The sequence below is a fragment of the Luteimonas mephitis DSM 12574 genome (assembly GCF_000422305.1).
GTDB lineage: Bacteria > Pseudomonadota > Gammaproteobacteria > Xanthomonadales > Xanthomonadaceae > Luteimonas > Luteimonas mephitis.
Genome location: NZ_AULN01000014.1, coordinates 298,743 through 319,281, shown reverse-complemented (window position 1 = coordinate 319,281; position 20,539 = coordinate 298,743). Strand labels below are relative to the sequence as shown.

Annotated in this window: 20 protein-coding genes; 17 read left to right on the top strand and 3 right to left on the bottom strand. The window is 69.2% G+C overall.

Annotation, left to right across the window (positions count from 1 at the left end; translation table 11 throughout):
* Positions 1-186: 186 nt before the first annotated feature.
* On the bottom strand, positions 187-1,962 hold the full coding sequence (locus tag H570_RS0106305; RefSeq protein ID WP_027080004.1) for a DUF885 domain-containing protein: 1,776 nt from the start codon (positions 1,960-1,962) through the stop codon (positions 187-189).
* A gap of 41 nt (positions 1,963-2,003) precedes the next feature.
* Entirely contained in the window at positions 2,004-2,345 is a 342-nt protein-coding gene (locus H570_RS0106300) for a HesB/IscA family protein (RefSeq protein WP_027080003.1), read from the bottom strand.
* 75 nt (positions 2,346-2,420) lie between these two features.
* On the opposite strand from H570_RS0106300, the gene asnS reads away from it, so the two are divergent.
* From asnS to H570_RS0106210, 17 genes are all read left to right on the top strand, one after another.
* Positions 2,421-3,821: an asparagine--tRNA ligase gene (gene asnS / locus H570_RS0106295; RefSeq protein ID WP_027080002.1), complete on the top strand. Its 1,401-nt coding sequence runs from the start codon at positions 2,421-2,423 to the stop codon at positions 3,819-3,821.
* Between the two features lie 4 nt (positions 3,822-3,825).
* The gene (locus H570_RS0106290) at positions 3,826-4,134 is read left to right on the top strand and encodes a hypothetical protein (protein ID WP_027080001.1); all 309 of its coding nucleotides are present in this window, start codon (positions 3,826-3,828) and stop codon (positions 4,132-4,134) included.
* Positions 4,131-4,451 (top strand): hypothetical protein, encoded by a 321-nt coding sequence (locus H570_RS0106285; protein ID WP_027080000.1) that lies wholly within the window; start codon positions 4,131-4,133, stop codon positions 4,449-4,451. Before H570_RS0106290 ends, H570_RS0106285 begins: the two co-directional genes overlap by 4 nt.
* Positions 4,452-4,457: 6 nt before the next feature.
* Positions 4,458-5,078, top strand: coding sequence for an FMN-binding negative transcriptional regulator (locus H570_RS0106280; protein ID WP_027079999.1), 621 nt, complete (start codon positions 4,458-4,460; stop codon positions 5,076-5,078).
* A gap of 16 nt (positions 5,079-5,094) precedes the next feature.
* Positions 5,095-5,880: an SDR family oxidoreductase gene (locus tag H570_RS0106275; protein WP_027079998.1), complete on the top strand. Its 786-nt coding sequence runs from the start codon at positions 5,095-5,097 to the stop codon at positions 5,878-5,880.
* Positions 5,881-6,006: 126 nt separating this feature from the next.
* A complete protein-coding gene (gene nei / locus H570_RS0106270) occupies positions 6,007-6,819 on the top strand; it encodes an endonuclease VIII (protein WP_027079997.1) in 813 nt (270 codons plus the stop codon).
* Between the two features lie 154 nt (positions 6,820-6,973).
* A complete protein-coding gene (locus H570_RS0106265; RefSeq protein ID WP_027079996.1) occupies positions 6,974-8,401 on the top strand; it encodes an aldehyde dehydrogenase in 1,428 nt (475 codons plus the stop codon).
* Positions 8,398-9,066, top strand: coding sequence for a carbonate dehydratase (gene can, locus H570_RS0106260; RefSeq protein WP_027079995.1), 669 nt, complete (start codon positions 8,398-8,400; stop codon positions 9,064-9,066). Before H570_RS0106265 ends, can begins: the two co-directional genes overlap by 4 nt.
* On the top strand, positions 9,063-9,488 hold the full coding sequence (locus tag H570_RS0106255) for a RidA family protein (RefSeq protein ID WP_027079994.1): 426 nt from the start codon (positions 9,063-9,065) through the stop codon (positions 9,486-9,488). Before can ends, H570_RS0106255 begins: the two co-directional genes overlap by 4 nt.
* Positions 9,489-9,491: 3 nt before the next feature.
* On the top strand, positions 9,492-10,022 hold the full coding sequence (locus tag H570_RS0106250) for a 3-hydroxyanthranilate 3,4-dioxygenase (protein WP_027079993.1): 531 nt from the start codon (positions 9,492-9,494) through the stop codon (positions 10,020-10,022).
* A gap of 328 nt (positions 10,023-10,350) precedes the next feature.
* Positions 10,351-12,465 (top strand): FUSC family protein, encoded by a 2,115-nt coding sequence (locus H570_RS0106245; protein ID WP_027079992.1) that lies wholly within the window; start codon positions 10,351-10,353, stop codon positions 12,463-12,465.
* Positions 12,466-12,475: 10 nt separating this feature from the next.
* On the top strand, positions 12,476-13,501 hold the full coding sequence (locus tag H570_RS0106240) for an amidohydrolase family protein (RefSeq protein ID WP_027079991.1): 1,026 nt from the start codon (positions 12,476-12,478) through the stop codon (positions 13,499-13,501).
* Positions 13,502-13,578: 77 nt separating this feature from the next.
* A complete protein-coding gene (gene kynU, locus H570_RS0106235) occupies positions 13,579-14,865 on the top strand; it encodes a kynureninase (RefSeq protein ID WP_027079990.1) in 1,287 nt (428 codons plus the stop codon).
* 82 nt (positions 14,866-14,947) lie between these two features.
* Positions 14,948-16,324, top strand: a complete 1,377-nt coding sequence (locus H570_RS0106225; protein WP_027079989.1) for an FAD-dependent oxidoreductase — start codon at positions 14,948-14,950, stop codon at positions 16,322-16,324.
* Positions 16,325-16,492: 168 nt separating this feature from the next.
* Positions 16,493-17,935 carry an exodeoxyribonuclease I gene (sbcB, locus tag H570_RS0106220; protein WP_027079988.1) on the top strand — a complete coding sequence of 481 codons (1,443 nt, stop codon included), beginning with the start codon at positions 16,493-16,495 and terminating at the stop codon, positions 17,933-17,935.
* Between the two features lie 99 nt (positions 17,936-18,034).
* A complete protein-coding gene (locus H570_RS0106215) occupies positions 18,035-18,721 on the top strand; it encodes a DUF2461 domain-containing protein (RefSeq protein WP_027079987.1) in 687 nt (228 codons plus the stop codon).
* A 131-nt stretch (positions 18,722-18,852) separates the two neighbouring features.
* On the top strand, positions 18,853-19,392 hold the full coding sequence (locus H570_RS0106210) for a DUF2939 domain-containing protein (RefSeq protein ID WP_027079986.1): 540 nt from the start codon (positions 18,853-18,855) through the stop codon (positions 19,390-19,392).
* 65 nt (positions 19,393-19,457) lie between these two features.
* Here H570_RS0106210 and H570_RS0106205 read toward each other — a convergent pair whose 3' ends face one another.
* Complete coding sequence (locus tag H570_RS0106205) at positions 19,458-20,378, bottom strand: 5'-nucleotidase (protein WP_027079985.1); 921 nt, start codon at positions 20,376-20,378, stop codon at positions 19,458-19,460.
* Between the last annotated feature and the right edge of the window lie 161 nt (positions 20,379-20,539).

Here is a 20,539-nt window from a genome sequence, read left to right as displayed (position 1 = left end):
GCTGCGGCCCGGATAGCCCCCCGACGATCCGGTACGGATGCGGTGGGGCAAGGTCTCCCGGCGCGCGGGAGCCGGACATTGTCGCAGTTCGACGGGCGCCGGGCAACGGTCGTGGTGGCGAAAGCCGGGAGAGGCGCCATGCAGGCCTCTCCGCCCCGACCCGCCCCAGGTTCCCGGGTTCGGCGCCTATTGCTGCGCCGCGATCCAGGCGTCGATGTGCTTTTCCAGCACGTCCAGCGGCACCGAACCAGTTTCCAGCACCGCGTCGTTGTAGGCGCGCAGGTCGAACTTCGTTCCCAGCGTGCGCGCGGCTTTCTCACGGAGCTCCGAGATCCTCATCTGGCCGATCTTGTAGGCCAGCGCCTGCCCCGGGGTGCCGATGTAGCGGTCGATCTCGTTGACTACGTCCTGGCGGGTCTTGGGCGAGTTGTCCATGAAGTACTCGATCGCCCTGTCGCGGCTCCAGCCCTGGCTGTGCATGCCGGTGTCGACCACCAGCCGCACCGCGCGCCACATGTCGTAGGCCAGCTGGCCCATGCGATCGAATGGGTCGTCGTACAGGCCCATGTCGTAGCCCAGCCGCTCGGCGTACAGGCCCCAGCCTTCCCCGTAGGCAACGAAGTAGGCGGTGCGGCGGAACATCGGCGCACCCGGCAGCTCGAGTGCGCGGGCGAACTGGAAATGGTGGCCCGGCACCGCTTCGTGCAGGCTCAGCGGGATCATTTCCCAGGTCGGCCGGGTCTCCGGCTTGTACAGGTTGACGTAGTAGTAGCCGGGCCGGGAACCGTCCGTGGCGCCGGGCATGTAGTAAGCGGTGGTCGTGTCCGGCGCGATGTTGTCCGGGATCGGGCGCACGCCGTACGGCAGCCGCGGGATGGTATGGAAGACCTTCACCAGCTCCGGATCGATGCGCTTGGCGACCGACCGGTAGCGCTCGAGCAGCGCTTCGGGGGTCTTCACGAAGAACTTCGGGTCCGTGCGCAGGTAGGCGAAGAACTCGGCCAGCGTGCCCTTGAAGCCGGTTTCGGCCTTGACCTTCTCCATTTCCGCGCGGATGCGGGCGACCTCCTTCAGCCCGATCTCGTGGATCTGTCGGGGCTTGAGGTCGGTGGTGGTGTAGTAGCCGGCAAGATAGGCGTAGTAGTCGGCGCCGTCCGGCTGGTCGGTGACCGCGATGCCTTCGCGGGTCCGGGGCAGGTACTCGTCGTTGAAGTACGCCTGCAGCGTGCGATAGGCGGGCACGATCCTTTCGCGGATCGTGCGCCGGGCTTCCGCGGCCAGCGCCGTGCGATCGGATGGCGGCACGGCATCCGGAAACTTCGTGAACGGCCGGTAGAACGGGCTCTTCGTCGGGTCATCGACGATCTGCGCGGCGATCTGCGCCGGCACGCGCTCCATCAGCACCTTCGGCGGCACGTTGCCCGTCTTCACGCCTTCGCCCATCAACGCGATGGCTTGGTCGACCTGCTCCGGCATCGCTGCCATGCGCGCCAGCCAGTCGCGGTAGTCCCGGGTCGAAGCGAACGGCAGGAGCTCGGCAATGCCGTCCGCGGTCTGGATGCCGCCCTGGTGGCTGATCGGCTGCAGGTAGCCGCGGAAGCGCTGGGCGGCGATGGCGTGTTCGATCTGCCACTCGAAGGTGTCGTAGTCGAGGCGTTCGGCGGCCGCCAGCTTGTCGCGATCGATCGCGTGCAGTTCCTGCAGCGCGGCGCGGTCCTCGGCTTCGCGCTTCGCGATCGCGGCCAGGCTGTTGTCGCTCCAGCGGTCGTTGAAGCGCTTGTCACCGTTGTAGGTGGCGTTCTCGGGGCTCTCGCGAAGGCCGCGCTCCCACTGCGCAGCGAAGAATGCTTCCAGGGCCTGTTTGGTGGCGCTGTCGGACACGGCCGGCGGGGTTTCCGCGGCGCGCAGGGTCGAAACCGGAACGGCCGCGAGCAACCCGGCCAGCAACAGATGCTTGAACATGGGGACTCCCCGGGACACGAGCCGGAGAGTCTAGCGCGTGGCTACGCGGCCTTGTCGGCGTCGGTGGTGAAGCTCTCGCCGCAGCCGCATTCGGCCGAGACGTTGGGATTCTCGAACACGAACTGTTCGTTCAGGCCCTGCTTGAGGAAGTCGATGCGGGTGCCGTCGACCAGCGCCAGGCTGTCGGCGTCGACGAGGATGCGCACGCCTTCGTGTTCGAAGGCGGTGTCGCCGTCGCGCTGCTCGCGGGCCAGTTCGATCAGGTAGCCCCAGCCCGAGCAGCCGGTGCGCCGGACGCCGAAGCGCAGGCCGATGGCCGATGCGTCGGCGGACAGGAAACCCCGGATGCGCTCCAGGGCGGCGGGTTCGAGATGGATCGACATGGCAGGCATTCTAGCCCTTGCGGCTCCGGTAAACTGTACCGCTCATATCGGCATGATCGAACAGGGATTCAAGGCATGACCACGGTGAGTGTTGCGCAGGCGCTGGCTGGCAAGGTACCCGAGGGCGGCGAAGTCACGGTTCGCGGCTGGGTGCGCACGCGGCGCGACTCCAAGGCCGGGCTGTCGTTCGTCAACGTCAGCGACGGCTCGTGCTTCGCCCCGATCCAGGTCGTGGCGCCCAGCACCCTTGCCAACTACGAAACCGAAGTGAAGCGGCTCAGCGCCGGCTGCTCGGTGATCGCCACCGGCACGCTGGTGCCGTCGCAGGGCCAGGGCCAGAGTTTCGAGATCCAGGCCGAATCGATCGAAGTGGCCGGCTGGGTCGACGACCCGGAAACCTACCCGATCCAGCCCAAGGCGCACTCGCTGGAATTCCTGCGCGAGGTCGCGCACCTGCGCCCGCGGACCAACCTGTTCGGTGCGGTGACCCGCATTCGCGACTGCCTGGCCAAGGCCGTGCACCGCTACTTCCACGAGAACGGCTACTACTGGATCAGCACCCCGATCATCACCACCTCCGACGCCGAGGGCGCCGGGCAGATGTTCCGTGTCTCGACCCTGGACACCGCCAACCTGCCGCGCAATGCCAAGGGCGAGGTGGATTTCTCGCGCGACTTCTTCGGCAAGGAGACCTTCCTCACGGTGTCCGGCCAGCTCAACGTCGAGGCCTACTGCCTGGCGCTGAGCAAGGTCTACACCTTCGGCCCGACCTTCCGCGCCGAGAACAGCAACACCACCCGCCACCTGGCCGAATTCTGGATGGTCGAGCCGGAGATCGCCTTCGCCGACCTGGCCGAGGACGCGCGCGTGGCCGAGGAGTTCCTCAAGTATCTGTTCCGCGCCGTGCTGCACGAGCGCGGCGACGACATGGCGTTCATCGCCGAGCGCGTGCAGAAGGATGCGATCACGCGGCTCGAAGGGTTCGTCAACGCGCCGTTCGAGCGCATCGACTACGGCGACGCGGTGGCGCTGCTGCAGAAGTCGGGGCAGAAGTTCGACTTCCCGGTCGAATGGGGCCTGGACCTGCAGACCGAACACGAGCGCTGGCTGACCGAAGTCCACGTCGGCCGCCCGGTGGTGGTGACCAACTATCCGGAGCACATCAAGGCGTTCTACATGCGCCTGAACGACGACGGCAAGACGGTGGCGGCGATGGACGTGCTGGCGCCGGGCATCGGCGAGATCATCGGCGGTTCGCAGCGCGAGGAGCGGCTGGACGTGCTGGACGCGCGCATGGCGCAGTTCGGCCTGGACCAGTCGCACTACGGCTGGTACCGCGATTTCCGCCGCTACGGCACGGTGCCGCACGCGGGCTTCGGCCTGGGCTTCGAGCGGCTGGTGGTGTACGTCTGCGGGCTGTCCAACATCCGCGACGCCATCCCCTACCCGCGCGCGCCCGGCAGCGCGGAGTTCTGAAATGGTGATCATGTTCTTCGCGCTGCTGTTCGTCGCCGCCGCCATCGCCGGTGCCACCGCGTTCGTGATCTTCTGGCCGCTGGCGCTGGTCCACCTGCGCGACCGCCATCCCGAGGTCAAAGCGCAGCTCGGCGAGGGCGCGTTCATCAAGCCCGAGGCGCTGTGGTGGCTGTTCAGCGGCCGCTACCGGCAGATCCGCGATCCGCAGTTCACCGGCCTGGCCACGCCGGCGCGCGTGGCGCTCATCGTGATCGCGTCCTCGCTGGTCCTGGCCGGCCTGTTGTGGCTGATCTCGAAGGCGACATCGCCGTGAGTGGCGACGCCGTACAGCACGTGTCCGAACAGTGGTGGCTGGCCACCCTTGGCCGCACCGTTGTCTGGGCTCGCCTGCGCGTGCGCGAGGCCGGCACCGCCGAGGTGTTCGACAGCGACGGCAACACACTGGTCTACGACAGCGAGGACACCGCCCGGTCGATGCTGATGGACGCCGAGTTCGTCTCGTTCGACGGCCTCGACGAAGCCGACGCGCTGCAGCGCGGCTTCTCGCTGGAGGAACTCTCGCCACCATCGGGCGACGGCGAAGACGCCCTGCACGCACGGATGGTGCACAAGCTTGGTGGCCGCGCCTAGGTCGCGATGTACACGCCGCGCGCCTTCGTCGACACCAACCTCGCACAGCTCGATGCACTGGTCGCGGGCGATCCGCTCGTCACGCTGCTGACGGTGTCCGGCGACGGCATTCCGCAGGTCACGCACCTGCCCGTGCTGTATCACCGCGACGGTGACAAGGTGCTGGTCGAAGGCCACTGGGCCAGGCCCAATCCGCAGGCCCGGCATGACGGCGCGGCGCTGGTGATCGTGCACGGCCCGCACGCCTATGTCTCCCCTGCCTGGTATCCCGACAAGGAAGAACAGGCGCGCGTGCCGACGTGGAACTACGTCGTCGCCCACCTGCATGGCGTGCTTGAACGCTACGAGGACGAAGCGTCCCTCGCCGACCTCGTCATGCGGATGAGCGACCGCTTCGAGAACGCGATCGGCAGCGACTGGACATTCGAGCCGGGTCGCGAAGACCACCGGGTCCAGCTGCGCGGCATTACCGGCTTCCGCTTCGCCCCCCGGCGGATCGAGATCAAGTCCAAGCTGAGCCAGAACCACCCCGAAGCCAATCGGCGCGCGGTCGCGGACGCCCTGCATGCGCAGGACGATTCGCGCGCCAACGCGATCGCCGCACTGATGCGGGCGCGTGAAACCTGACCACACCGGAGTTCCCATGGACCTGAATCTCAACGGCAAGCACGCCCTCGTCTGCGGCGCCTCCGAAGGCATCGGCCGCGCCACCGCGCACGAACTGGCCCTGCTGGGCGCCAGCGTCACCGTGCTCGCGCGCCGGCCCGAGGCGCTGCGGGAAGTGGCCGCCGCCCTGCCCCGCGCCGGAGGGCAGGTGCACGACTGGATCGCCGCCGATGTCTCGCAGACCGATGCGCTGCGCGATCGCGTCGCGACGCTCGCTGCGTCGGCACCGGTCCACATCCTGGTCAACAACACCGGTGGCCCGCCGGGCGGTCCGGCGCACGACGCAACGATTGACGCCTTCCTGGACGCCTTCAACAAGCACCTGGTCGCCAACCAGACTCTGCTGCAGGCGGTGCTGCCGGGGATGCGGCAGGCGCGCTGGGGCCGGATCGTCAACGTGATCTCCACGTCGGTGAAGGAACCGATCCCGGGCCTGGGCGTTTCCAACACCATCCGCGGCGCGGTCGCGTCGTGGGCAAAAACGCTGTCGCGCGAACTCGCCGCCGACGGCATCACCGTCAACAACGTGCTGCCGGGCTTCACCGAGACCGGGCGGATCGAACAGATCGTGCGCGGCAAGGTCGCGGCCGAGGGCAAGTCCGAAGACGACGTGCGCGCGGCCATGCGCGCCGGCGTGCCGGCCGGACGCTTCGCCACGCCGGAAGAAACCGGCGGGGTGATCGCATTCCTGTGCTCGCCGGCGGCGGCATACGTCAACGGCGTGAGCCTGGCGGTGGACGGCGGGCGGATGAATTCGATCTAGGCTGCAGGTAAACCATGAATCCCTCGCAGGAGCGGCGCAAGCCGCGGGCTTCTTTCGCCCCGCCGCGAAAGCTCGCGGCTCGCGTCGTTCCCACGGGAACCGAAAATTCCCGATCCCCGAAACCCCATGCCTGAAGGCCCGGAAATCCGTCGCGCTGCCGACCGCCTCGCCGAGGCGGTGGTCGGCGAGCGGCTGGTGTCGGCGTGGTTCGCGTTCCCCGGACTCAAGCGCTTCGGGAAGCGCCTGGCCGGCTGCGTCGTCGAATCGATCGCCCCGCACGGCAAGGCCCTGCTGACCCGCTTCGACAACGGCTGGACGCTCTACAGCCACAACCAGCTGTACGGCGTGTGGCGGATCACCGATGCGGGCCAGCGCTCCGATACCGGCCGTTCGCTGCGCGTGGCGCTTGAAACCGAGCGCAAGGCGATCTTGCTGTACTCGGCGTCGGACGTGGCGATGTGGCGCACGGACGAACTGCACGCGCATCCGTTCCTGTCGCGGCTGGGTCCCGACGTGCTCGACTCCACGCTGGACGAAGCCGCGGTCGCGGCGCGCCTGCTCGATCCGCGTTTCGCCGGGCGTTCCCTTGGCGGCCTGCTGCTCGACCAGAGATTCCTCGCCGGCATGGGCAACTACCTGCGCTCGGAAGTGCTGTTTGCCGCACGCCTGCTGCCGCAGCGACGCCCGCGCGACCTGCAGGCCAGCGAACTGGCCGCGCTCGCCCGCGAACTCCTCTCCGTGCCACGCCACAGCTACGCCACGCGCGGCATCGAACATGCCGGCGGCATGCGCGCCGACTACCTGACCGACACGCCCGACGCGTTCCGCTTCCTCGTCTTCGACCGGGAGGGGGAACCCTGCCCGGCCTGCGGGACGCAGATCCAGCGACAGCAGAACGGCTCGCGGCGGCTGTACCTGTGCCCCCGCTGCCAGCGCTGACGGTGCTAGACAGCGGCATTGCGCGGACGGGCCGCGCATCGTGATCCACGGCGCGATTGCAACCCGCCTGCGCACCGATTCCCGCGCATGCATACGTTGCCGAATGGCGCCCGGCGCGCTGACCGGACGCGCGCGCAGCGGTTAAGCTACGCGGATGCAGCAGTTCGCCCACTGGATCGACGGCCAAGCCCGTGAGGCGTCCACGCGGCGCTGGCTGGACGTGTTCGATCCGGCCACGGGCACGCCCTTCGCACAGGTTGCCGACGGCAGCGCCGAGGACGTCGAAGCCGCGGTCACTGCCGCGGCCGGCGCATTCCCGGCCTGGTCGTCCGTGCCCAACGACGAACGGGCGCGCTGGCTGGAAAAGCTGGCCGAGGCGCTGGAAGCACGGTTGGACGATTTCGCCCACGCCGAGTCGCGCGATGGCGGCAAGCCGTTCGCCCTCGCCCGCGACGTCGAGATCCCGCGCGCGATCTCGAACCTGCGCTTCTTCGCGCACGCCGCCACCCAGTTCGCCAGTGAATCGCACCACGGCCAAGCCGGGCTGAACTACACCCTGCGGCAGCCGCTGGGCGTGGTCGCCACGATCTCGCCGTGGAACCTGCCGCTGTACCTGTTCACCTGGAAGATCGCGCCGGCGCTGGCCGCCGGCAACACCGTGGTCGCCAAGCCCTCGGAGGTCACGCCGATGACCGCGACGATGCTTGGCGAACTCGCCGCGGGCATCGGATTCCCGTCGGGCGTGCTCAACATCGTGCACGGCCTCGGCCCCAGCGTCGGCGAGGCGATGGTGGCGCATCCGCAGGTCAAGGCGGTGTCGTTCACCGGCAGTACTGCGGTCGGCCGCCGCATCGCCGGCGTCGCGGCACCGATGCTGAAGAAAGTGTCGCTCGAGCTGGGCGGCAAGAATCCCACACTGGTGTTCGCCGACAGCGACTGGCGTGCGCAACTCGACACCATCGTGCGCTCGGCGTTCCAGAATTCCGGCCAGATCTGCCTGTGCGGCTCGCGCATCCTGGTCGAACGCAGCATCTACGCCGAGTTCCGCGACGCGCTGGTCGAACGCGCGTTGGCGCTGCGCATCGGCGACCCGATGGACCCGGACGCGCGGATGGGCCCGTTGGTGTCGCAGGCGCATTTCGACAAGGTCGTCGCCGGGATCGCCCGCGCCCGCGAGGAAGGCGGCCGCGTGCTGTGCGGCGGCAACGCGCTCGACCGCCCCGGCTGGTTCGTGGCACCCACGTTGATCGAAGGCCTCGGCCCGGACTGCGCGACCAATCGCGAGGAAATCTTCGGCCCGGTCGCCACGTTGCAGCCCTTCGACGACGACGCCCACGCACTCGCGCTCGCCAACGCCGGCGACTACGGCCTGGCCGCGTCGATCTGGACCCGTGACCTCAACCGCGCCCATCGCCTCGCCGCCAGCATCCGGGCCGGCATCGTCTGGATCAACTGCTGGCTGGTACGCGACCTGCGCACGCCCTTCGGCGGCATGGGCCAGTCCGGGCTCGGCCGCGAGGGCGGGCTGGAAGCGATGCGCTTTTTCACCGAACCACGCAACATCGGCATCTCACTGACATGAAACAAGCACTGGCAAAACTGCTCCACAACAACCGCACATGGGCCGATCACGTCCGCGAGGAAGACCCGGAGTTCTTCGAGCGGCTCGAACAGCTGCAGGCGCCCAAGTACCTGTGGATCGGCTGCTCCGATTCACGCGTGCCGGCCAACCAGATCATGGGCCTGGCGCCGGGCGAGGTGTTCGTCCACCGCAACATCGCCAACGTGATGGTGCACACCGACCTGAACTGCATGTCGGTGATCCAGTTCGCGGTCGACGTGCTCAAGGTCGAACACATCCTGGTCGTCGGCCACTACGGCTGCGGCGGCGTCAACGCCGCGCTCAACGGCCTGCGCATCGGCCTGTCCGACAACTGGATCCGCCACGTCGGCGACGTCGCGCAGAAGCATGCCGCGCTGCTGGAGGGATTTCCCGCCGAGCAACGCCCCAACCGCCTGTGCGAGCTCAATGCCATCGAACAGGCCGAGAACGTCTGCCTGACGACCGTGGTCCAGGACGCATGGGCGCGCGGACAGAAGCTCTCGGTGCACGGGTGGGTGTACAGCCTGCACGACGGCCGCGTGCGCGAGCTGGGCATGGACGTGGATTCCGCCGCCGCGCTGATGCCGGCGTACACGCGCGCGCTTTCGCTGCTGTGCGAGCGCCGGGTCGAGGAGGCCCCGTGAGCGGATCGATCGACGCCGGTGGCGCACCGAAGCCGGTCGGCGCGTACCCGCATGCGCGCCGCGTCGGCAACCTGCTGCTGATGTCGGGCATCGGTCCGCGCGACCCGGCAACCAACGCCGTGCCCGGCAACGAACACGATGCCGAAGGGCACCTCGTCTCCCACGACATCGTGGCGCAGACGCGCGCGGTGTTCGCCAACGTGCGCGCGGTGCTGGAAGCCAGCGGTTCGCGCTGGGAGGACCTGGTCGACGTGACCGTCTTCCTCACCGACATGGCGCGTGATTTCAAGGCCTACAACGCGGTCTGGGCCGAACATTTCCCCGACCCGGCCAGCGCGCCCTGCCGCACCACCCTCGGCATCGACGCGCTGCCCACGCCGATCGCGATCGAACTCAAGTGCATCGCTGCATTCAAGGAGTAAGCCATGCTGCCCGCCCCGCTCAACCTGCAGGCCTGGATCGAGGAACACCGCCACCTGCTCAAGCCCCCGGTCGGCAACAAGGTGATCTACGCCGGTGACTTCATCGTGATGGTGGTCGGCGGCCCGAATGCGCGCACCGACTACCACTGGGACGAAGGCCCCGAGTGGTTCTACCAACTCGAAGGCGAGATGGTGCTGCGCATCCAGGAGGACGACAAGCCGCGCGACATCCCGATCAAGGCCGGCGAGATCTTCCTGCTGCCGCCACGGGTGCCGCATTCGCCGCAGCGCATGCCCGACTCGATCGGGCTGGTGATCGAGCGCAAGCGCCTGCCGCACGAGGACGACGGCCTGCTGTGGTTCTGCGAAAAGTGCAACCACAAGCTGTACGAGGAATATTTCTTCCTGCACGACATCGAGAAGGACTTCCCGCCGGTGTTCGAACGCTTCTACGCCTCGCGCGAGCACCGCACCTGCAAGCAGTGCGGGCACCTGAACCCGGCACCCTCGAAGTACGAATTCCCGGATACCTGATCGCCGTGCCCGCGGGATCGCGTGTGCCGGCGCGAGCCACGGCGTTGCAACTCCCAGGCGCCGGGTGCGAGTGCCCCTGGATGCGAATGTCCTCCGGCGTCGACGACCGGCAGACGCCTCCTCCCTGATTTCGCATTCAGGCGCATGCGCACCGGGGCCCGCCAGGTCGCGACGACGCGCGCCATCAGACAACGAACGCAAGCTCGTCCGTAAGAATCAGTCGAAGACCCGGCATTCACCAGCACGTCGCGCAACCGGAACCACTCCGACCTCAGCACCAGCGGGACGGATCGCGGAGAATGCACGGAAACCTGCCGGGAATCGCCCCTTGCTGCGCTCGCTGATCGACATCAAGCCCCGCGACGTCCCGTTCCGGGTCGCGCTGCGCAACACCGTCGCGGTGGTTGCGCCGCTTGCGGTCGGGCTGGCCATCGACCAGGTTCCCGCCGGGTTGGCGATGACCACCGGTGCGATCAATACCATGTTCACCGACCAGCCCGGCCCGTACCGGCAGCGCATGCAGCACATGCTGATGTCGGCGGCCGCGGCGGGGCTGTCCGCCCTGCTCGGCATCCTGGTCGGCGGGCACACCTGGCTGTTCGTGCTGGCCGCTGCGCTGGCCGGCCTGCTCGGCGGCCTGCTGGTGGCGCTCGGGCCGGTCATCGCGCGCGTGGGCATGACCAGCATGATCGTGCTGATCATCACCGCCGACATGCAGGTGCCCACCGCGCACGCACCGGGCGTGGCGGCGCTGATCTTCGCCGGCGGCGTGCTGCAGATGCTGATGGCGGTCGCAGCCTGGCCGCTGCAGCGCTACCGGCCCGAGCGCTTCGCGCTGGCCACCGTGCTGCGGCAGCTGGCCGAAGTCGCACGCTCCCGCCCGGACGCCTCGCAGCCGCCGCCGGTTTCGATCGCCGCCATGGACGCGCTCGAGACCCTGCACGGCGAATACCGCTCGCGCGGCCGGGCGATGCAGTCCTTCCGCATCATCGCAGAACTGTGCGAACGCGTGCGCATCGACCTGCTGTCGCTGGGCGACCTGTTCGTCCGCGTCGAAGACCCCGGCGCCGTCGCCCGCATCGGCGACGTCCTGGCCAATGCGGAAGCAATCCTCGGCCACCTCTCCGATGCGATGCGGGCGGCGGAGAAGCCGCTGCGCGCCGAGCAGGAGGTGGCCACGCTCGGCAGCCGCGTCGACGCGCTGGTGCAGGCGGTCGACACCGTGCCCGGCACCCGCGACCGTCGCCTGCTGCGGATCGCCGCGATGCGCGCGCAGGGACTGGCCGGCCAGCTGCGCGCGCTGGTGCGCAACAGCGACTGGGCCAGCAGCCGCGGCGAGATCCGCGCCGAACTCGCCGATGCGAAGCTGCCGGCGGCGCTGCGCCCCGGCAATCCGCTGCAGACCCTGCGCGCCAACCTCGACCTGTCCTCGGTGGCACTGCGCCATGCGATCCGCTGCGCGGCGTGCCTGGGCGTCGCGGTTGCCTGCGAGCGCCTGCTGGAAATCCCGCACGGCGCCTGGATCCCGATGACCGCCGCGATCGTGCTGCGGCCCGACTTCGGCGGCACCCTGCGCTTCGGCCTGCTGCGCGTGGCAGGCACGTTCGGCGGCCTGCTCCTGACTTCGCTGCTGGTGCACCTGGTGGTGGACGACGTGCTGCCGTCGTTGCTGCTGATGACGCTGCTGTGTTTCGGGTTCCGGATGCTCGCGACGGTCAACTACGGCATCGGCGTGGCCATGCTCACCGGCATGCTGGTACTGCTGCTGGCCTTCGACGGAATCCCCCCCGGCGAGGCCATCCACATGCGCGTGCTGGGCACCACGCTGGGCAGCGCACTGGCGCTGGTCGCCTACCTGCTGTGGCCGACCTGGGAAGGCCAGCGCGCCAACATCGCGCTGGCCCGGCTGGTCGACGGCTACCGCGCGCACATCCGCGCGGTGCTCGGCAACGACATCGAGGCCCTGCGCGAAACCCGCACCGCGGCGCGCGCCGCGCGCACCCGCGTGCTGGCGTCGTTCGACCGCCTGCGCGCCGAACCCGGCCGCACCCGCGCCGACAAACTGGCCACGTCCGAATCCTTCCTCGCCAACGCCCACCGCCTGATCCGCACCTCGCTGTCGCTGGAGGCGGCGCTGCGCGACGAAGGTTCATTGCCCCGACTGCCCGAACTGGCCACGTTCGCCAGCCAGGTCGATGATGCGCTCGCGGCGATCGCCGATGCCCTGCGCAGCCGTACCCCACCGCGGGTCCGTTCGCCGCGCCAGGCGGAGCGCCAGCTGGCCAAGGCGCTGGCCCGCGACGAAACGCTGGCCGCCAGCCCGGCAGGCATGGCCCTGGCCGATACCTGCGACCGCATCACCGACAGCATCGACACGCTCGCCCACCTGCTGCGCCAGGCCCGCAAGCGCGATGCCGAAGCGGTCCCCGGGCCGGCCGGGTAAACTGCACGGCATGCTCAAGATCGACATCCACGCCCACTACCTGCCGCGTGACTGGCCGGACCTGGCGAAGAAGTACGGCGACGACCGCTTCCCGGTCATCCACCACACCGACGACGGCCGCCATCGCATCTACAAGGACGGCAGGTTCTTCCGCGAGATCTGGTCGAATACCTGGGACGCGCAGGAGCGCATCGACGAGTACGCGCGCTTCGGCGTCCAGGTGCAGGTGATCAGCACCGTGCCGGTGATGTTCAGCTACTGGGCCAGGCCGCACCACGCGCTGGAACTGCACGCTGCGCTCAACGACCACATGGCCGAGACCCTGCGCGCGCATCCGCGCCATTACGCCGGCATCGGCACCGTGCCGCTGCAGTCGCCGCGGCTGGCGGTGCAGGAGCTTGAGCGCTGCATCGACGAACTCGGCCTGCAGGGCGTGCAGATCGGTTCGCACATCCAGCTTGCCGATGGCGTGCACTGGAACCTCGATGCGCCGGAGCTGTTCCCGTTCTTCGAGGCCGCCGCCGACCTTGGCGCCGCGATCCTCGTGCATCCCTGGGACATGATGGGCACCGAGTCGATGCCCAAGTACTGGCTGCCGTGGCTGGTCGGGATGCCGGCCGAGCAGTCGCGCGCGGCCTGCTGCCTGGTGTTCGGCGGCGTGCTGGAGCGGTTGCCGAAGCTCAAGGTCTGCCTCGCCCACGGCGGCGGCAGTTTCCCCTACACCATCGGCCGAATCGAGCACGGGTTCAACATGCGCCCGGACCTGGTCGCCACCGACAACCCGCGCAATCCGCGCGAGTACCTCGAACGCCTGTACTTCGACTCGTGGGTCGCCGATTCGCGCGCGCTGCAGTACCTGCTCGACACCTGCGGCACGGACCGGGTGATGCTCGGCACCGACTACCCGTTCCCGCTCGGCGAGCAGACCCCGGGCGCCGGCATCGACGCGATGGATCTCGACGAGGCCGGCAAGGCCCGCCTGTTCCACGGCACCGCGCTCGAATGGCTGGGGCTGCCGAAATCGCGGTTCGCCTGACCGTGCGTGGGAACATCGCCGCGCGCAAACCCCTGCAACTTCCCGCCGCGCGGCATGACGCGCCACCCGGAGACCCAATGACCGAACTGTTCTCCGACGACCACGCGAAGGCGCAGGATGCCGCCGACCCGCTGCGCGACCTGCGCGATGAATTCCTGATTCCGCAGCACGACGGCAGCGACCAGGCCTACTTCTGCGGCAACTCCCTGGGCCTGCAGCCGAAGGCGGCGCGCGCGCACGTCGAGGAAGTGCTGGACAAGTGGGCGAACGAAGCGGTCGAAGGCCACTTCACCGGGCAGGCGCAGTGGATGCCGTACCACGAACTCGTCCGCGACGGCCTGGCGCGCGTGGTCGGCGCGCTGCCGTCGGAAGTGGTGGCGATGAACTCGCTCACCGCCAACCTGCACCTGATGATGGTGAGCTTCTACCGGCCCACCCGCGAGCGGCCGGCGATCCTGATGGAAGCCGGCGCATTTCCTTCTGATCGCTACGCGCTCGAATCGCAGGTGCGCTTCCACGGCTTCGATCCGGCCACGGACCTGATCGAACTGCAACCCGACGAAGCCGACGGCACGTTCTCGATGCAGGCGATCGAACGCGCCATCGCGCGGCACGGCCCGCGTTTGGCATTGATCGTGTGGCCCGGCGTGCAGTACCGCAGCGGCCAGGCCTTCGACCTGCGCGAGATCGCGCGCCTGGGCCACGCCGCCGGCGCGGTGGTCGGCTTCGACTGCGCCCACGCCGCCGGCAACCTGCCGCTGCAGCTGCACGACAGCAATGCCGACTTCGCGGTGTGGTGCCACTACAAGTACATGAACGCAGGGCCCGGCGCGGTCGCCGGCTGTTTCGTGCACGAGCGCCACGCGCGCACCGACCGGCCGCGCTTCGCCGGCTGGTGGGGGCATGAGCAGGCCTCGCGCTTCCGCATGGGCGCCGACTTCGTGCCCACGCCCGGCGCCGATGGCTGGCAGCTGAGCAACCCGCCAATCCTGGGACTCGCGCCGCTGCGCGGTTCGCTGGAACTGTTTGACCGCGCCGGCATGGCCGCGCTTCGCGCCAAGTCCGAGCGCCTGACCGGTTATCTCGAAGCGCTGATCCGCGAGCGCCTGTCCGCGACGCTGCAGATCGCCACCCCGCGCGAACCCGAACGCCGCGGCGCCCAGCTGTCGCTGCGCGTCGTGGAAGGACGCGGCCTCAACGGGCGAGACGCCGGTCGCTCGCTGTTCGACTTCCTCGCCACGCAGGGCGTGCTCGGCGACTGGCGCGAGCCGGACGTGATCCGCATCTCGCCGATGCCGATGTACAACACCCACGCCGACGTGCTGCGGTTCGTGCGCGCGGTGGAGGCATGGCGGCGGGCATGACGCCCTTCCGCGCATGCGTCATGGCCGTCACTCCCGTTTTCGCGGAGATGGCGATTTCGGATGACTGATTCGGATGAGCGACGTGACAGGCACTGATCCAAGATCCCTCACCATCGTCGGCGCCGGCCTCGCTGGCGCCCTGCTGGCCACCCTGCTCGCGCAGCGCGGCTGGCGGGTTGATGTATTCGAGCGGCGCGGCGACCCGCGCCTGCACGGCTACGCCGGTGGGCGTTCGATCAATCTCGCCCTGGCCGAACGCGGCCTGCACGCGCTGCGTGCCGCAGACGCCGCCGATGCGGTGTTGAAGCAGGCGGTGATGATGCGCGGACGCATGGTGCATCCGCTGCACGGGCAGCCGCAGCTTCAGCGCTACGGCCGCGACGACAGCGAGGTCATCTGGTCGGTTGCCCGTGGCGAACTCAACATCACCCTGATCGACGCCGCCGAAGCGGCCGGCGCCACGCTGCACTTCGACCGGGGCCTCGAGTCCGTCGATTTCGATGGGCGCACCGCCAGCTACCGCGGCGACCGGAAACTGCACACGCATCCGTTCAACGCCCTGCTCGGCTGCGACGGCGCCGGCTCCACGCTGCGCGCGCAGATGGCGGCGCGCCGCGACCTCGGCGAACGCACCGAATGGCTCGGCCACGGCTACAAGGAACTCGAGATCCCCCCCGCGCGCGACGGCGGCTTCCGCATCGAGCCCAACGCGCTGCACATCTGGCCGCGCGGCCGCTACATGTGCATCGCACTGCCCAACGACGAACGCAATTTCACCGTCACCCTGTTCATGGCGCTGCACGGAGACGGCAGCAACGATGATCCGGATTTCGATTCGGTCGCCACCGCCGCTGACGCGCGCGCGCTGTTCGAACGCGATTTCGCCGACGCCCTGCCGCTGATCCCGGAGCTGGAACGCGACTTCGAAGCCAACCCGATCGGCAGCCTCGCCACCCTGCGCCTCGACCGCTGGCACCTGGGCGGCGACGCGGTGCTGCTGGGCGACGCCGCGCACGCGATGGTGCCGTTCCACGGCCAGGGCATGAATTGCGCGTTCGAGGATTGCGTCGCGCTGGCGGACTGCATCAAGTCCCACGCCGGCCTGGCCGAAGCCTTTGCCGCCTTCGAGGCCGCGCGCAAGCCCGATGCCAGCGCGATCCAGGACATGGCGCTGGAGAACTACATCGAGATGCGCGACCTGGTCGACGATCCCGACTTCCTGCTCCAGCAATCGCTTGAACGCAAGCTGCAGGAGCGCCACCCGGGCCGTTTCATACCGCACTACTCGATGGTGACGTTCATGCGGATTCCCTACTCGGTGGCGCTCGAGCGCAGCAACGTCCAACGTGCAATCCTCGTGGCGGCCACGCGCGGGCTGGATTCGCTCGACGGCGTGGACTGGGCCGCGGTGGACGCGCAGGTCGAGAGACAGTTGACGCCGCTGGCCGACGATGCCTGACAGGAGCCTGTCGCGACGCCTGCGACGGGCTTGCGGCAAGATGGCCGCAACTCGCCCTTGTAGGAGCGGCTTCAGCCGCGAGCTCTTGCCTTTGTCATCGTTGCAAGAAGCTCGCGGCTGAAGCCGCTCCTAGAAGGACCGCAGGAACTTCCCCGCAGATCCGAGCCCATGCCCGCCAGCTTCCTCTTCTACGACCTCGAAACCTTCGGCACCGACCCGCGCCGCAGCCGCATCGCGCAGTTCGCGGCGATCCGCACCGATGCGCAGCTGAACGAGGTGGAGGCGCCGGTCGAGTTCTTCGTCAAGCCGGCCGACGACCTGCTGCCATCGCCGATGGCCACGCTGGTCACCGGCATCACGCCGCAGGATGCGCTGCGCGACGGCGTGGCCGAAACCGAGGCGTTCGCCCGCATCTTCGAGGAAATGGCGCGCCCGGACACCTGCACCCTGGGCTACAACTCGCTGCGCTTCGACGACGAGTTCGTCCGCTACGGCCTGTTCCGCAACTTCCGCGATCCCTACGAACGCGAGTGGCGCGGCGGCAACTCGCGCTGGGACCTGCTCGACGTGATGCGCCTGGCCCACGCGCTGCGGCCCGACGGCATCGCGTGGCCGAAGCGCGACGATGGCGCGACTTCCTTTCGCCTCGAACACCTCGCCGCCGCAAACGACGTGCGCATCGGCGACGCGCACGAGGCGCTGTCGGACGTGCGCGCGCTGATCGGCATGGCACGCCTGCTGCGGCAGGCGCAGCCGCGACTGTGGGAACACGTCGCACGGCTGCGCGACAAGCGCTACGCCGCAACCCTGCTCGACACCATCGCGATGACGCCGGTGCTGCACGTCTCGCAGCGCTATCCGGCCTCGCGCCTGTGCGCCGCCGCGGTGCTGCCGCTGGCGCGCCACCCGCGCATCGACAGCCGGGTGATCGTGTTCGACCTCGACAGCGAGCCCGACGCGCTGCTGGACCTCGATGCCGACGCCATCGCGGACCGCCTGTACGTGCGCGCCGCCGACCTGCCCGAGGGCGAGTCGCGAATCCCGCTGAAGGAAGTCCACCTCAACCGCTGCCCGGCGCTGATCCAGTGGGCGCACCTGCGCGACCCCGACTTCCAGCGCCTGGGCATCGATCCGGCCGTGGTGGAAGCCCGCGCCGCGCGGCTGCGGACGGCGGCGCCGGCGCTGGCCGAAAAAGTCCGCCGCGTCTTCGCCGGCGCGGCCGAGCGCGAGCCGGCCGACGCGGATGCATCGCTCTACGACGGCTTCATCGGCGACGGCGACAAGCGCCGCTGCGCCGATGTCCGCGCGACGCCGCCGGAGGCGCTGGGCAGCCGCGATTTCGGCTTCCAGGATGCGCGGCTGGTGGAGCTGCTGTTCCGCTACCGGGCGCGCAACTGGCCGGAAACGCTGTCCGCCGACGAGCGCGGGCGCTGGGACGCGTACCGCCGCCATCGCCTCATCGACGATTCCGGCCTGTCCGAGGTGACGTTCACGCAGTTCGATGCGCAGATCGCGGAGCTGCGCGCCGTCCATGCCGGTGACGGCGCGAAACAGGTGCTGCTCGACAGGCTGCAGGACTGGGGTGGACAGTTGCGCGCATCATTGCCTTGACCTTCGCTGGAACGCCCGTCCGGCGGGCAAGGCCCTTCGCGTCCACGAAGCGCTCCTGCGGGAATTAACGCAACTTCAGCACCCGATGATCCTCCTGCCATGACCACCTACTTCACCGACAAGAGCTTCCGGTTCCTGCGCGCGCTGGCCCGCAACAACGAGCGTGCGTGGTTCCAGGCGCACAAGGCCGATTACGAAGCGCACGTGCGCGCGCCATTCCAGGCGCTGCTGGCGGACCTGCAGCCGGACCTGCGCACGGTGAGCGAACACTTCCGCGCCGAGCCCAAGACCGTCGGCGGCTCGCTGTTCCGCATCCAGCGCGACACGCGCTTCGCCAACGACAAGACGCCGTACAAGTCGTGGCAGGGCGCGCGCCTGTTCCACGAACGCTCGCGCCAGGTGCCGGCGCCTTCGTTCTACCTGCACCTGCAGCCGGGCAGCTGCTTCGTCGGCGCCGGGCTGTGGCATCCCGAGACGGCGACGCAGCGACGGGTGCGGCAGTTCATCTTCGACAACCCCGGCAGCTGGCAGCGGGCCGCGCACGCGCCGGCCTTTCGCCGCCGGTTCGAGCTCGAAACCGACGAGATGCTGGTGCGTCCGCCGCGCGGATTCCCGCCGGATTTCGCCTTCATCGACGACATGCGCCACAAGAACTTCGTCGCCTCGCGCGCGGTCGAGGACGCGGTGATGACCGGTCCACGCCTGCGGCAGGCGCTGGCGAAGGACCTGCAGGCGCTGGGGCCGTTCGTCGACTACCTGTGCGCGGCGCTGGACCTGGAGTTCTGAAAGACCCGCGGGAGCGGCCCGCCGGCGTGATCGGGCATTCCCTGCACATCCGATCGCGCCCGCGGGGCGCTCCTGCGAGGGCAGCGGGATCGTCCTAGAATCGCGGCACGATTCCCTCGAGCATCGACGCGATGAAGAAATGGCTCTGGCTCGCCGCCGCGGTCCTGGTTGTCCTGTTTGCCTGGACGGCCATCGGCCCCTACCGGACCTTCGACGCCATCCGCGACGCCGCCCGGGCGCGCGACGCGGCAGCGATGGCGAAACAGGTCGACTTCCCGGCCCTGCGCAGCAGCCTGAAGGCGCAGCTTGGAGGCCACCTGCTGGGCGAGGTCGGTGCGCCGGCGCCGGACAATCCCTTCGCGGTGTTCGGGCTCGGCATCGCCAACGGACTGGTCGGCGGGCTGGTGGACACGATGGTCACGCCCGCGGGGCTCGGCGCGATGATGGAGGGCCGCAAGGTCTGGGACCGCGCCAGCGGCCTGCCGCCGCCATCGAGTGACGAGCCACGCGATGCGTCCGAGCCGCGCCCGCTGCAGGACGCGCAGTACCGCTACGAATCGCTGTCGCGCTTCACCGCCACGGTCCACGACGACCAGGGCCGGCCGGTGGTGTTCGTGATGACGCGGCACGGCATGGACTGGAAGCTGTCGGACATCCGGTTGCCGCTGTAGGTCGGGGCTACGCCCCCGACGCGTGTCGCCTGGACAATCGTCGGCGTCGGGGGCGTAGTCCCGACCTACGGATTCGACACGCCATGCGGCACGTGCCCGGTGGCCACGTGCTGGCGCGCCGAATCGATGTTGTGCAGCGAATCGTCGAAGAAGATGTCGGCGCCGAACACGTCGAGGAACGGGCCCTTGGCGCGCCCGCCGAGGAACAGCGCCTCGTCCAGCCGCACGCCCCATTCGCGCAGGGTGCGGATGACGCGTTCGTGCGCCGGCGCCGATCGCGCGGTGACCAGTGCAGTGCGGATCGGCGAATCTTCGCCCGGCGGATAGGCGGCCTGCAGCCGGTGCAGCGCGTCGAGGAAGCCGCGGAACGGCCCGCCCGGCAGCGGTTCGTGCGCGCGTTCGCGCTCGTGGCGGTGGAACGCCTCGATCCCGCCTTCCTGCGACACGCGCTCGCCTTCGTCGTCGAAGATCACCGCATCGCCATCGAAGGCGATGCGCAGCTGGTCGTGGCGGTGCGCCGGCACGGCTTTCGCCATGGAGGCCGCGGGCAGGATCGTCGCCGCCGCCACGCCGTTCTCCAGCGCACCGCGCACCGATTCCGCATTGGCCGACAGGAACAGCTGCGCGCCGAACGGCTTGATGTACGGCCAGGTCGGCGCGCCGGAGGTGAAGGTGGCGCGCGAGATCGCAAGGCCGTGGTGCTGGATCGAATTGAACACGCGCAGCCCGGTATCGGAAGAATTGCGCGAGAGCAGGATCACCTCGACCCGCGGCGAATCGGCCGGCGCGCCCTCGTTGAGCGCGAGCAGCTTGCGCACCAGCGGGAAGGCGATGCCCGGTTCGAGCACGTCGTCCTCGCGGCTGCGCTGGTGCGCGGCGTAGGCGTCGATGCCCTGCGCCTCGAACAGGCTGTTGCTTTCCTCGAGGTCGAACAATGCGCGCGAGGAAATCGCGACGGTCAGGAGGTCGGCAGGCGCATCGGACATGGCGGCATTGTGCCGCGAATCGGTCGCAACGGCTGCGACGGCCGCGCGCCTTGCGCGAGCAGCCACGGTCGCGATGCCCGTGCCGGAGCAGCCGGCCAGGGGCATTCGTCGCAGCCTGGCCGGCGGCTGGGGCCTGGAGACGAGGCCGGCATCGCGGCCCA

Bases quoted from the DNA above. Each gene is read 5' to 3' on its own strand.
- H570_RS0106305 (WP_027080004.1), bottom strand. From the start codon at position 1,962: ATGTTCAAGCATCTGTTGCTGGCCGGGTTGCTCGCGGCCGTTCCGGTT.
- H570_RS0106300 (WP_027080003.1), bottom strand. From the start codon at position 2,345: ATGTCGATCCATCTCGAACCCGCCGCCCTGGAGCGCATCCGGGGTTTC.
- asnS (WP_027080002.1), top strand. From the start codon at position 2,421: ATGACCACGGTGAGTGTTGCGCAGGCGCTGGCTGGCAAGGTACCCGAG.
- H570_RS0106280 (WP_027079999.1), top strand. From the start codon at position 4,458: ATGTACACGCCGCGCGCCTTCGTCGACACCAACCTCGCACAGCTCGAT.
- H570_RS0106275 (WP_027079998.1), top strand. From the start codon at position 5,095: ATGGACCTGAATCTCAACGGCAAGCACGCCCTCGTCTGCGGCGCCTCC.
- nei (WP_027079997.1), top strand. From the start codon at position 6,007: ATGCCTGAAGGCCCGGAAATCCGTCGCGCTGCCGACCGCCTCGCCGAG.
- H570_RS0106265 (WP_027079996.1), top strand. From the start codon at position 6,974: ATGCAGCAGTTCGCCCACTGGATCGACGGCCAAGCCCGTGAGGCGTCC.
- can (WP_027079995.1), top strand. From the start codon at position 8,398: ATGAAACAAGCACTGGCAAAACTGCTCCACAACAACCGCACATGGGCC.
- H570_RS0106250 (WP_027079993.1), top strand. From the start codon at position 9,492: ATGCTGCCCGCCCCGCTCAACCTGCAGGCCTGGATCGAGGAACACCGC.
- H570_RS0106240 (WP_027079991.1), top strand. From the start codon at position 12,476: ATGCTCAAGATCGACATCCACGCCCACTACCTGCCGCGTGACTGGCCG.
- kynU (WP_027079990.1), top strand. From the start codon at position 13,579: ATGACCGAACTGTTCTCCGACGACCACGCGAAGGCGCAGGATGCCGCC.
- sbcB (WP_027079988.1), top strand. From the start codon at position 16,493: ATGCCCGCCAGCTTCCTCTTCTACGACCTCGAAACCTTCGGCACCGAC.
- H570_RS0106215 (WP_027079987.1), top strand. From the start codon at position 18,035: ATGACCACCTACTTCACCGACAAGAGCTTCCGGTTCCTGCGCGCGCTG.
- H570_RS0106210 (WP_027079986.1), top strand. From the start codon at position 18,853: ATGAAGAAATGGCTCTGGCTCGCCGCCGCGGTCCTGGTTGTCCTGTTT.
- H570_RS0106205 (WP_027079985.1), bottom strand. From the start codon at position 20,378: ATGTCCGATGCGCCTGCCGACCTCCTGACCGTCGCGATTTCCTCGCGC.